The 11,619-nt window shown below is 71.7% G+C and carries 10 protein-coding genes; 7 read left to right on the forward strand and 3 right to left on the reverse strand.

Annotation, left to right across the window (positions count from 1 at the left end; all coding sequences use genetic code 11):
- Positions 1-20 precede the first annotated feature (20 nt).
- Positions 21-245: a hypothetical protein gene (locus WMF43_RS42965; RefSeq protein WP_437673923.1), complete on the forward strand. Its 225-nt coding sequence runs from the start codon at positions 21-23 to the stop codon at positions 243-245.
- On the opposite strand, the gene WMF43_RS42970 is transcribed toward WMF43_RS42965, so the two are convergent.
- Entirely contained in the window at positions 181-2,133 is a 1,953-nt protein-coding gene (locus WMF43_RS42970; RefSeq protein WP_437673925.1) for a TolB family protein, read from the reverse strand. The two genes, WMF43_RS42965 and WMF43_RS42970, sit on opposite strands and share 65 nt — an antisense overlap.
- A gap of 668 nt (positions 2,134-2,801) precedes the next feature.
- On the opposite strand from WMF43_RS42970, the gene WMF43_RS42975 reads away from it, so the two are divergent.
- The gene (locus tag WMF43_RS42975; RefSeq protein WP_437673927.1) at positions 2,802-3,179 is read left to right on the forward strand and encodes an RNA recognition motif domain-containing protein; all 378 of its coding nucleotides are present in this window, start codon (positions 2,802-2,804) and stop codon (positions 3,177-3,179) included.
- Between the two features lie 130 nt (positions 3,180-3,309).
- Here the strand turns inward: WMF43_RS42975 and eno are convergent, their stop codons facing one another.
- Positions 3,310-4,608 (reverse strand): phosphopyruvate hydratase, encoded by a 1,299-nt coding sequence (eno, locus tag WMF43_RS42980; RefSeq protein WP_437673929.1) that lies wholly within the window; start codon positions 4,606-4,608, stop codon positions 3,310-3,312.
- Positions 4,609-4,915: 307 nt separating this feature from the next.
- Between eno and WMF43_RS42985 the strand changes: the two genes are divergently transcribed.
- The 5 genes from WMF43_RS42985 (at position 4,916) to WMF43_RS43005 (ending at position 10,875) form a co-directional block, all read left to right on the forward strand.
- Positions 4,916-5,557, forward strand: coding sequence for a DotU family type IV/VI secretion system protein (locus WMF43_RS42985; protein ID WP_437673931.1), 642 nt, complete (start codon positions 4,916-4,918; stop codon positions 5,555-5,557).
- Complete coding sequence (locus tag WMF43_RS42990) at positions 5,554-6,648, forward strand: type VI secretion system protein (protein ID WP_437673933.1); 1,095 nt, start codon at positions 5,554-5,556, stop codon at positions 6,646-6,648. The genes WMF43_RS42985 and WMF43_RS42990 overlap by 4 nt, the downstream gene beginning before the upstream one ends.
- A 131-nt stretch (positions 6,649-6,779) precedes the next feature.
- A complete protein-coding gene (locus WMF43_RS42995; protein ID WP_437673935.1) occupies positions 6,780-7,823 on the forward strand; it encodes an AAA family ATPase in 1,044 nt (347 codons plus the stop codon).
- Complete coding sequence (locus WMF43_RS43000; protein ID WP_437673937.1) at positions 7,820-8,440, forward strand: DUF3226 domain-containing protein; 621 nt, start codon at positions 7,820-7,822, stop codon at positions 8,438-8,440. Before WMF43_RS42995 ends, WMF43_RS43000 begins: the two co-directional genes overlap by 4 nt.
- Before the next feature lie 656 nt (positions 8,441-9,096).
- The gene (locus WMF43_RS43005) at positions 9,097-10,875 is read left to right on the forward strand and encodes a hypothetical protein (RefSeq protein WP_437673939.1); all 1,779 of its coding nucleotides are present in this window, start codon (positions 9,097-9,099) and stop codon (positions 10,873-10,875) included.
- Positions 10,876-11,054: 179 nt separating this feature from the next.
- Here the strand turns inward: WMF43_RS43005 and WMF43_RS43010 are convergent, their stop codons facing one another.
- Positions 11,055-11,453, reverse strand: coding sequence for a hypothetical protein (locus WMF43_RS43010; protein WP_437673941.1), 399 nt, complete (start codon positions 11,451-11,453; stop codon positions 11,055-11,057).
- Between the last annotated feature and the right edge of the window lie 166 nt (positions 11,454-11,619).

Genomic DNA, 11,619 nt, shown 5'->3' on the forward strand with positions numbered 1-11,619 from the left:
CGGCAGGAGCGGGATCAGGGGTGAGGACGAGGCGCAGCGCAGGCGGGGACGCGGCGCAGGGCTCAGCGCGGCACGGGGGGCAGCGCCCGCCTCAGCGCAGCACGGGCAGCGCCCGCCTCAGCACGGGCAGCGCCCGCCTCAGCACGGGCAGCGCCCGCCTCAGCACGGGCAGCGCCCGCCTCAGCGCGGCACGGGCAGCGCCTTCTCGGCCCACTGCGGGATGTGGTTGCCCGTCGGATCGGTGATGTCGTCGTTCTGCTGGGGCATCCAGACCGGGGCGAAGCTCGGATCCCCCTGGATCTCCCCGCCCGGCGCGAGCGCCACGGCGGCGAACCAGAGCTGCGGCTTCGTCGAGCCGTCGCTCGACCCGGGCAGGCGCAGGCCGTAGGGGCGCCGCGACGAGAACGCGACCCAGTAGATGTTCTTGCCGCGGTACGTGTCATGGCCCGGGCCGAAGCGCGGCCACGAGTTCGCCCAGGTGTCGGCGCCGTTCGCCCGCGCGAGATCGACCGGCGCGCCGCCGCCCACCGGGACGATGCGCAGGCGCGCGGAGTTGTCGTCGTAGGTGTCGCACGGATCGACGCCGACAGAACCGCTGCCCTCGGGGCCGTCGCAGCTCGAGGTGTTGAACACCACCCAGGCGCCGTCGTCGGAGATGGCAGGGTAATAATGGCTCTTGCCCTGCTCGCGAGGGACAAGGGCCCTCGGCGCCTCGAACTCCGTCGATCCGTCCGAGCCCGCGATCAGGATCTGCGCGCCCCGGACCGTGTCGCCGTAGAGCTCGGGACCCGCCCCGTTCTCGTTGGGCCGCCAGGCGACGAAGGCGAGGTGCTTGCCGGTCGGCGACCAGAACGGCTGCGTCAGGCGCTCGGGCTCGTCGGGGAACAGGTCGCCGAGCGCCTCGAGCGTCTCGTCGGCGCGGCGGAGCGTGAGCACGCCGCGAAAGGCGTTGACCATGAGCTCGCCGTCCGGAGAAAACGCGGTCATCGTCGCGAACCCGTCGGGATCCTCGTTGCGGACCGCGATCATCTCCGCCGTCGCGACGTCCACCAGCGCGAACGAGGACGGGCCGCTGCCGCCGAAGGTGAGCGCCATCTTGTCGCCCGCCTGCGCGAGCGCATGGCAACCCATACACGGCTTCTCCTGCCCGTTGGCCAGCGGCGGCGACTGCTCGTTCGACCAGAACAGCTCGGGCGGGCTCGCCGCGTCGTCGAGGTCGTAACGGTAGATCGCGGCCGACTGGAGCGCAGTTCCGTTGGTGCGCCAGTAATACAGGCCGCCAGAGAGCGTCGCGCTGGCCCAGCGGACGTCGATGGCGTCGCTCTCGCCGAGCGCGCTCCCGTCCTCGGCGGCGAGGCGGACGCGCGTCTCCATCGTCTCGCCGTCGCTCGCGCTCACGAGCTGCGCGACCACCGCCGGGGAGAGGACCATCGCGCAGCCGTCGGTGCCCGGGATCGGCTCGCACGCGCCGACGACGCGGAAGTCGATGAAATCACCGGAGAATTCGACCCTGCCGACCGCCTGCGAGGCGCCGGCTTTGTTCACCTGGACCTCGACCGCGCCGATGTTCGCCGGGAAGAGCGCGCCGTCGAGCGGGTACGCGATCGAGGGGGCGCTCGACGCCTCGGGCGCGCCGTCGAGCGCGGCGGAGGCGCCGTCCGGGGCGCCGGGCAGCGCGAGCTCGCCGACGAGCTTCACGGTGACCTCGGCGGTCGCCGTGACCCCGCCGCTCGCGGCGATCACCCGGACGAGGCCGGGCGTGTCGGTCGAGAGGCGGCCGTCGCTGACGCTGGCCGAGAGGGCGTCGGCGTTCCACGCGACCCGGTCGGTGACGTCGCGCTCGGCGCCGTCCTCGAAGCGGCCGACGGCCTTGAGCTCCACGGCCGCGGAGCCGCCGAACTCCAGCTCGACCGAGGCGGCGGCCGGGTCGATGCGCAGCGAGACCAGCCCCTCCACCGCGCCGCTGCCCGCCGAGCCGCCGCCGCCCTGCGCGCCGCTGCCCGCGGCGCTCGTCCCGCCCCCCGACGAGCACGCCGCCATCGGCGCCGCGATCGCCGCCGCGAAGGCAAGGAGGAGCGTCCCTCGATGCACCTTGCGCGAGCTTGCCCTCGCGGAGAACACGCGTGGTCTCATGGTCTGACCTCCAGAATGAACGCCGGAGAGTCCAGGGTACCACGCCCGGCCGCCCGCGCTGAAGCGCGGGACAGGGCGGGCCCTGGTCTCTCCGCGTCTGCGGCGACCCACACGCGCTCACTCGGCACGTGGGCGCGGCGGAGGACGGGAGTAGAAAAGATCAGTGCTTTCGTATCTCCCCGCCTGCCCCGCTCGACCCCTCCTTCAGGGCGTGGCGCGCCCGGCGCCCCGGCCACGATCGCGTCCTGCATGCAGGAAACACCCGACAAGCCGGCGCCGACGCGCGCGAGGACGCGCCGGCGCGCAAGGACCCGCCGGCGCGCGAGGACGCCTGGGCTCGCGGTCTGCCGGCCAGAGGTGGAGCGCGGACGGTACGACGCGCGGCGCGCGTCGAGGGCCGTGCGACCGACCCGCTTGGTCCGTGATCCGGCAGGCCCGGCGATCCTGGGGGAATACCTTGCGCGCCTCGTCGCCGGCCGGTAGCTTCCGAAGCGCCTCAAGGCTCGTTCGTCCTCGACCTCCGATCCGGCCGCCTGCTGCAACGTGGTTGCCTCTTCCGAACGTGGGGTGACGGCCGGCATCGGGGAGCATAATTCGTGAGCGGCCCGCAGCGCGATCCGGGCCGCCCGCGAGGGAAGCGGAGATCGTGCACGGGATTGGCGGCAGACATGAGCAAGCGGCTTTATGTGGGGAACCTGGCGTTCCATTCGACGGAAGACAGCCTGCGCACTGCGTTCGAGGCGGCCGGGGTCGACGTTCTGTCGGTTCAGTTGATGACGGATCGCATGACGGGACAGTCGAGGGGCTTCGGCTTCGTCGAGGTGAGCGACGCCCAGGCGCAGGCGGCCATCACCGCGCTGCACGGCAAGGAGCTCGACGGCCGCGCGCTGACGGTCAATGAGGCGCGCGAGCGCACCGGCGGGCCCGGCGGCGGCGGCGGCGGCGGCGGCTTCCGTGGCGGTGGCGGCGGCGGCGGGCGCGGCGGCGGCGGCGGGCGTGGCGGTGGCCGCGGCGGCGGGCGCGGCGGCGGCGGCGACCGCTGGTGACAGCGGCAGCGAGCCGGGCCCCGCGGCGCCGTCGGCGCGGCGGCGGCCCGGTCTCGCGAGCCGGGGCGGGGCGGCGCAGGGGCCCGGCCATGCCTGGCCGGACCCCTGGCCGGACTGCCGACGGATCGAGCTAGCGGGCGCTGCCCTGGGCGGCGAAGCGGCGGAACGGCGCGCGGCCGGCGTAGATCTGGCCGTCGCCGAGCGCGTACGAGATGCGGAGCAGCTGGTTGTACTTCGCGACGCGATCCGAGCGGGACGCGGAGCCCGTCTTGATCTGGCCCGCGTTGGTCGCGACCGCGAGGTCGGCGATGAACGTGTCCTCGGTCTCGCCCGAGCGGTGCGAGATGATCGACCGGTAGCCGCCCTCGCCCGCCTGGCGGATGCACTCGAGGGTCTCGGTCACGGTGCCGATCTGGTTCAGCTTGATGAGGATGGCGTTGGCGAGCCCGTCCTCGATGCCCTTCGCGAGCCGCGCGGGGTTCGTGACGAAGAGGTCGTCGCCGACGAGCTGGACCTTCTTGCCGAGCCGCTCGGTGATCAGCCGCCAGCCCTTCTCGTCGTTCTCGGCGACGCCGTCCTCGATCGACACGATCGGGAACGCCTTCGCGAGCTCCTCGTAGATCGCGACGACCTCCTCGCGGGTCTTCTGCTGCTTGTCGAAGGTGTACCGCTCGGTCTTCGCGTCGTAGAACTCGCTGAGGGCGGAGTCGAGCGCGACGCCGACGTCCTCGCCGGGGCGGTAGCCGGCGGCCTCGATGGCGCGCACGACGTACTCGAGGGCCGCGCGGTTCGACGCGAGGCGCGGGGCGAAGCCGCCCTCGTCGCCGACGGCGGTGACCATGCCGTCCTTCTTGAGCAGGCCCTTCAGGGTGTGGAAGATCTCGGTGCCGGTGCGCAGCGCCTCGCCGAACGACTCGGCGCCGTAGGGCACGATCATGAACTCCTGGATCTCGAGGCCGTTGTCCGCGTGGACGCCGCCGTTCAGGATGTTCATGAGGGGCGTCGGCAGGACGCGCGCCGCGGCGCCGCCGAGGTAGCGCCAGAGCGGCAGGTCGACCGTGTCGGCGGCGGCGCGCGCGGCCGCCATCGAGACGGCGAGGATGGCGTTGGCGCCGAGCTTCGACTTGTTCGCGGAGCCGTCCGCCTTGATGAGCACCTGGTCGAGCTCGGCCTGGTCGAGCGCATCCATGCCGAGAATGGCCGGGCCGAGGACCGTCTCGATGTTCTTCACCGCGGTGAGCACGCCCTTGCCGAGGAAGCGCTTCTTGTCGCCGTCCCTGAGTTCGACGGCCTCGTGCTCGCCGGTCGACGCGCCGCTCGGCACGGCCGCGCGGCCGGAGCCGCTCACCGTGATGACCTCGGCTTCGACAGTGGGGTTGCCGCGCGAATCGATGACTTCGCGCGCGATGACGCTCTGGATCTCCGACATGACCTCTCCTCAAGGGGACCGCGACCGCGCGTCCCTGCCTGCTCTCGGAGGGGGCTCCGAGAAGCGGCGGGAGCATAGGGGCGCGCCCCCCCGTTGTCGACGCTCCGGTGCGCCCGCTGAGCGGGGTGAGCCGGGACGGAGCGGGCGCAACGGCGCCGTCGCGGAGGCGTCACCGCGACGGCGGCGCGGCTTGCTGAGGGGGCGCGCGCGTAGGCCGGTGCGCGGCCGACGCGCGTAGGCCGGTGCGCGCCCTGGAGGCGCGCGGCGCTCGACGCTCGGCGCGCGCCCGGCGTAAGCTCGCGACCGCGTGGAAACCTCCATCGGCGTCTTCGGTGAGGAGATGCTCCTCTGGCTCTGCATGCTCCGCCAATCCCCGCGGCGTCCGCCGGCCGATCACGTCCTGCGGCAGGCGAACCTGCTGCTCGAGGAGCTCAAGCAGTCGAAGCTCTCGCGGGAGCTGCCGATCGCCGCGGTGGACGACGGCATGTTCGCGATCGCGGCGCTCGCGGACGAGCTCGCGATGTCCCTTCCGGATCTCTGGCCGGTCTGGGCGCAGCGGCCGCTGCAGGCGACGCGGTGGATGACGAACAACGCCGGCGTGGAGTTCTTCGAGCGGCTGGAGCGCGTCCGGAAGGGCCCGCAGGTGGTGATGGCGACCTACGCCTGCGTGCTCGGGCTCGGCTTCCGGGGCCGTTACGGTCTGCCGGGGCAGAGCACCGACGAGCTCCTGCGGATCCGCCGCGAGCTCTCGCTGAAGCTCGGCGTGGATCCGGACCGCGACTGGAAGGGCGGCGTGCTCAGGCCCGTGCGGGTCGAGGGGGTCGCGGTCCAGCACCTGCCCAACCTGCCGCTCTGGCAGTCGGCGCTGGTCGGGCGGGTGGTCGCGGCGATCGTGGCGCTGGCTGGCGCGGGCGCGCTCGCGTGGACGATCGCGCAAAGGGTGCGATGAGCGGCTCCTTCGTCTACGAGCTGGCGAGCGTCCACGCGCTGATCGAGCAGGCGCACCCGGAGAGCTCGCAGGGCGTGCACGCCGTCCCCTGTTACCTCGTGCTGGGCGAGCCCGGCTCGGGCCGCTCGACGGTCATCCGCGCGATGAACCTCACCTGGCCGCCTGGCGGCGCGCCGCTCCAGATCGGCGTGCCCGGGGCGCGGTGCTCGTACTGGCTCGCGCAGGAGGCGCTCTTCATCGAGCCGGAGGCGTCGGTGGTCGGCCCGCGGCGGCAGCCCGGTGAGCTCGCGAGCCTGTGCGAGGAGCTGCTCCGGTCGAGGCCGCGCGAGCCGATCGACGGCATCCTGGTCGTGCTCAGCATCGCCGAGTTCATCGAGCTCGACGAGCGGGGGCTCGAGGAGTACGCGAACCGGATGCGCGCGTACCTGGTCGAGGTGAGCCGCGCGCTGCGCGCCGACGTGCCGGCGTACGTGGTGCTGTCGCGGTACGACACGCTCTGGGGCTTCGCCGAGGTGTTCCAGTGGACGGCGGAGCGCGGGCGGGAGGAGCCGTGGGGCTTCACGCTCCCGCTCGAGACGCCCGTGGACAAGGCGGCGGCGCGGATCCTGGAGGAGCTCGAGGGCCTGAACGCGCGGCTGGAGTCGTACTGCCTGGCCCGGGTGGGCTCGGAGGACCCGCCCGAGGCGCGGACGCGCGCCTTCCAGCACCTCGCGGAGGTGCGGGCGCTGATGCTGCGGCTGCGGCAGCTGTTCGGGGTGCTCGCGATGGAGAGCGCGTTCGAGCGGGCGCCGTGGCTGCGCGCGGTGGCGATCGGCAGCGCGCTCCCGGGCATGGGCGACCGGCTGCGCGCCGGCGTGACGCGGTTCATCAACATGGGCCTCGTCCAGCCGCCGCACGTCCCGGTCGCGCCGCGGCCGGGCGGGCTGCCGATCCACGCGACGATGCGCGCCGTCGTGCTGCCGGAGCGCGACATCGTGCCGCTCCGGCCGCGCTGGCGGGACGACAAGCTCACGCTGATCTGCGGCGTCGCCGGGCTGCTGCTGCTCGTGGCGGCGGGGGTGACGGAGGCGATCCTGCGGTACCTGGGGTGAGGGGCCGGCGGGGGTGAGGCGAGCGGCCGCCCGTGACGAGGACGGACGAGCTGTGGCGGTGGATGTCAGGCGGCGCGATCGGCGCGGGCGGAGGCTCGCCCGGACCTACGGCAGCCTGCTAAGTAAGCTCCATGATCCAGGCGATCCAGGTAGAAGGGTTCCGCGGGATCCGTCGGCTGGAGGTCGACGGGTTCGCGCGCGTGAACCTCATCATCGGGAAGAACGACTGCGGCAAGACGGCATTGCTGGAGTCGCTCGCCATCGCCGGAGACGCCGACGATGCGGCGCATGCGATATTGTGGCGCCAGCAGGAGCGGCTGCCGGACACACCTGTGCGGGACTACGACCGGTTCTGGCTTCCGTTATTCAGGAACCAGAATGCGGAACAAGGGTTCACGCTGACCGCGCGTCTCGCGGGCAGTCGAAGCACGACCGTCCAGCTGCACAAGGCAAAGGCCACGTCCGTGGTGATCGACGAAGACACAGACGAATCCGCGCCTGCGCGACCAAGGTGGTCAATCGACATGCGCGTGGTAAAAGACGGACACCGTCGAGACGAGAAGATCCATTCGGTGAGCTCCGGACTCAAGCTACCTGCGAGAATTGCAGATTTTGCTGCGACGTGGAGCCGTCCAGGAGCACATATCGGCGATCTTGAGATCCGTAATTTCTCGAGGTTGAAGCAAGCTGGTCATGAGGCCCAGCTCCTCGACCTACTGCGCGAGATCGACACAGAGGTGTCCGGAGTCGATCTCCTCGCGCCTTCGGGCACCCAAGCGGAGCTGTTCGTGCGTTTGGGGCGGGACGTTCCACTCCTTCCCATCGCGATGATGGGCGACGGATTCCGGCGCTGCTTCGAGATGGGGCTCACGGTTGCTGCGGATCAGGGGTGGGCGTACTTCATCGACGAGTTCGACAACGGGCTTCATCATTCCATCCTGGAGCCGGTATGGCGCTGGGTAGCGACGATCTCCAGGAAGCGCGACCTCCAGATCTTCGCCACGACCCACTCGGAGGAGTGCATCCAGGCGGCATGCCGAGCGTTCGCAGCGCTCGACGACGACGGCTTCCGGGTAATCAGGCTGGACCGACGTGGCGACCACACGGCCGCAACTGTGTACGACCGGACCCTCGTCGAGGCGGCTGGCCGCATGGACGTCGAGATCCGCGGATGAGCCGCCATGCCAATCAGCCCTTTCCGTCAGCGCCCTTCGGCTTGCTCCTTGTCGAAGGTGGAGATGAGCGCGCCGTCTGCGAAGCTGTAGCGGGCCGTTCGATCTGGACAGGGCTCACCTGCTGGCACGGCAGCGGACGCAATGATCTGCCTGCGCTGGCCGCGCTCGCTGCATCAGACCCGAATTTTCGCTTCGCCCGTTCCGTGGGCCTGGTCCTCGATGCGGAGGACAACGTCGCCGAGGCCCACACAATCGCGTCCAAGGCCTTCGCCGCGCTGGGCGAGAGCGGCCCCCCGAAGCACGGGCAGCTCTCGGGGAGCGCTCGTCCGGTCGGCGCATTCTTCGCGCCGGACGGCGTGTCTCCCGGCTGCATCGAGACGCTGTGTCGGCAGGCAGTCAGCAATACGAGCCTTTCCGCGTGTGTCGACGCGCTGGTCGTCTGTGCTGGATCGCCTCACGCGCTTCAGGCGCGAGCCGACAAGGGCTGGCTCCGCGCTTATCTGGGCATGTGCGCGGACCCCGGCCTCCGGTTTCACCAGGCGCTCTCGCAGGCGAGCGGCATCGATCCGGCTCACGCAGCGTTCGACCCACTACGACGCTTCTTGCAAGCCCTGTGATAGAGGAACGGTCGAGGCGCGCTCGCGACGCCCGCGCTTCCTGCCGAGTCCTCGACGCCCCGACGCCCGCTGCCTCGCGCGCGAGCCTCGGCCGCGTTCATGGCGCGGCGCGCCGTCTGCCGGCGCCGCCCCCCCTCCCGCGCACGACATCGTCGCCGCTCCGGCCGCGCTGGCGGGACGATCGCGCCCCGTCATTCCCGGTCGAATCGGATCGTTTGATCAAGCGGATCGATCCGTTTGATCAAAAGCTGCGTTGGTTTTCCCGACGAGGAGCCGTCTGGTCCCAGCTGGCGCGGCGAGCATCCAAGGAGGAGTGCTGTTCACGGCGCCAGCATTTACGGCGGTCGCACGCGAGGCTTCACGCCTCGGGTCACGCGCTCGGCCTGCGCCGAGGGGGCCAGGGCCTGGCTTGCCGCCCGGGTCGATGACGGTGGCGCGGAGGTTGCCATCCAGGAGCCGGACCGAGACGCCGACCGAAAGACCGCAGCTCGCCGCCAAGGACGCGGCGCGGCGTGGAGCCGCTCGCAGGCACAGGCGGGGCGGGTGTTCGCTGATCGGCAGACGACGTTGCTTTGCGGCCTCGCCTCACGCGCCTGCCCTCGAGGGCACAGCGAAGAGAACGGGGCCCTGCTCCCGGGGACGGTGCAAGGAGATCCATGAAGGGTTCAACCCACATCGTGATGTGTGTGCTGCTTTGTTCGTCTCTCGCGGCATGTACCAACGAGACCCGCGGCGGAGGACAAGGGGAGGACAGCGGGGGAGCGGGCGGGGAAGGGACCGCCAGCGGAGCGGGGGGCGTCGGCGGAGAGGCGGCCGCCGGCGGAGGGGGCGTCGGCGGAGAGGCGGCCGCCGGCGGAGGGGCCGCCGGCGGAGGGGCCGCCGGCGGAGGGGGCGCCACCGACTCGGAGCTCGCGATCTCCGCGGTGCCGGCGGCGCTCCGCTTCGTCGCGATGGCGCGCGGCGCGGCGCCGCCCGTGCAGACGGTGGAGGCCACCTTCAACGGCGCGCAGGTCAGCGTCGCGGAGGCGCCGCCGTGGCTCACGGTGACGCCGCCCTCCGACCCCGCCGTGAGCCCCGCGCGCTTCGGCGTCGCCGTCGCCGGCACGGAGTTCCCGGCGGGCACCGAGCTCTCGGGCGATGTGGTCTTCAGGACCTCGCGCCCCGGGAGCAGCCTCGAGAGGAGCTTCGGCGTTCATGTCGACTATGCCGTCGTCGAGCCGTTCGTGCTGCCGCACGTGCGGTTCGTCGCGCCGTACATCGGGACCGCGGGTCGGCCCGGCAGGCTGATCGCGCGCGGCGTGAACTTCAACGCGCCGGGGACCACGCTGACCGTGGTGCTGGGCACGACCGAGATAGGCCCGCTCGTCCCGGAGAGCGACACGCAGCTCACGTTCAACTATCCGGCCTTGCCGGAGGGCCGCTACCCGGTGAGCATCAAGAACCCTGCGGAGATCACGAGCACGGACGCCGAGCTCGTCGTGCTGGCGCCGACCGAGATGCGCTACCAGGCCCTCAGCGCGCCGAGCCCGCGGCGGCGCCTCGTCTACGATGCGGAGCGGCAGACGCTGTACGCCGTGAACCGCCTCGATCAGCAGATCGAGCGGTACCGGTTCGCCGAGGGCACCTGGACGGTCGAGGCGCCTTATACGCTGCCGGAGCTCACCGACCTCGATCTGGCAACGAACGGCCGCTCGCTGATCGCGACCACCAAGGACGCTGTCAACGACATCCCGCTCGGTGTCTCCCCCTTCCGGGCGACGGCGCGCGCCGGGCTCCCGGATCCGCACTGCGGAGCGTACCTGGACCAGGTGCACGCCTCCAACGACGGACATCTGCTCATCATGTCCCAGTACGCGATGTGCAGCGGCTTCTCGCCCGCGTACCTGTACGACATGCTCGCTAGCTCCCCGCGGACCAGCCTCTCCGGCGCGGGCTCGTTCTTCATGGGCCTGGCAGGCGCGAGCGCCGATGGCAGCAGGATCTACGTAGGCGGAAACGGGCTCTCTCCGCCGGAGAACGTCCAGATATTCAACTCGCTGACCAACACGTTCAGCTACGGCCCGCCCGCCCACAGCCTCGTCGCGGTGAGCGTCAGCGGGGACGCGTCGCGGGTGATCCTGCAGCGCTACATCGTGTACAGCCGGGCGCTGTCGCTCACCGGAAACCTGCCCGGCGGGGTCGCGCTGGCGTCGCGCGACTCGAGCAGGGCGTTCGCCTACAGGGACAACGGCGGCCGTCCGCGCCTCGTCGTCTACGACCTGAACGCCGAGGTGACAGGCGACGCGCAGTATCCAGAGCTCTCGACGATTGACCTGCCGGACTCGCCGATCAGCCCCGAAGGCAGGCGGGACGCGATCTCGATGGCCGCCACGCCCGACGACCGCGTGGTCTTCGTGTCGGGCGACCGCAAGCTCCTCGTCGTGCCGGTCGAGTAGCGTTGGGCGGCGGGACGCCGGCTCGGTCGCAACGGCATCAGGCGGTGCAAGGACACGCAGCGTTGCAGCTCCGCCCGGGACCCCGGGCGAAGCAGCCGGGGGAGCTGCAACGCCGGCCGGAACCTCGATCGAGACCGCAGGCCTGCACCGGCGGACACCTCCGCCCTGGATCCGTCCAGCTACGCAGGCAATGGCGTCGCAGGTCCGCCGTCGGTCACCGGCGCCGCCCCGCCGTTGATCCCGGGCGCCGCCCCGCCGCCGGTACCCGGCGTCACGTCCCCGCCCCCGGGCGCCGCCGGTTCCTTCTTCGTCCTCTTCCGGCCCTGGCCGGCCCGCCCGACGACGTAGAGTGACGGAAACCGCGCGTCGCGCTGGGGCTCGTACCGCAGGAACCGCAGCCCGAGCTCCTGGACCTCGACGTAGAGCGGCTTTGCGAGCGTCCACGCGCGCTGGAGCAGGTCGTACGCCTCGCGCGCCCCGGGGCTCAGCGCGGCGCCGAGCGCGGCGAGGATCTGGGACGCGAGCCTCCGGGCGTCAGGGAGATCGGCCGCACGGTAGTGGAGCGGATCCTTGGACACGATGTCGTGTTTGGCCTGGTAGATGTCGGCGTAGCCGAGCAGGTCGTAAGCGCTGTCGAGGTAGCCCGTGCCGGCGCTGAGACGTCGCAGGACGGGACCGAGCTCCGGATCGTCGGCGAAGAAGTGCTCGCAGACCTTCTGCAGACGGGCCTCGACCTCGGCCGAC

Origin of the sequence: Sorangium sp. So ce131 (assembly GCF_051519095.1) — a bacterium.
GTDB lineage: Bacteria > Myxococcota_A > Polyangia > Polyangiales > Polyangiaceae > Sorangium.

Excerpts from the sequence above, each read along its gene's own strand:
- WMF43_RS42970 (WP_437673925.1), bottom strand. The coding sequence starts at position 2,133 with ATGAGACCACGCGTGTTCTCCGCGAGGGCAAGCTCGCGCAAGGTGCAT.
- WMF43_RS42975 (WP_437673927.1), top strand. The coding sequence starts at position 2,802 with ATGAGCAAGCGGCTTTATGTGGGGAACCTGGCGTTCCATTCGACGGAA.
- eno (WP_437673929.1), bottom strand. The coding sequence starts at position 4,608 with ATGTCGGAGATCCAGAGCGTCATCGCGCGCGAAGTCATCGATTCGCGC.
- WMF43_RS42990 (WP_437673933.1), top strand. The coding sequence starts at position 5,554 with ATGAGCGGCTCCTTCGTCTACGAGCTGGCGAGCGTCCACGCGCTGATC.
- WMF43_RS42995 (WP_437673935.1), top strand. The coding sequence starts at position 6,780 with ATGATCCAGGCGATCCAGGTAGAAGGGTTCCGCGGGATCCGTCGGCTG.
- WMF43_RS43000 (WP_437673937.1), top strand. The coding sequence starts at position 7,820 with ATGAGCCGCCATGCCAATCAGCCCTTTCCGTCAGCGCCCTTCGGCTTG.
- WMF43_RS43005 (WP_437673939.1), top strand. The coding sequence starts at position 9,097 with ATGAAGGGTTCAACCCACATCGTGATGTGTGTGCTGCTTTGTTCGTCT.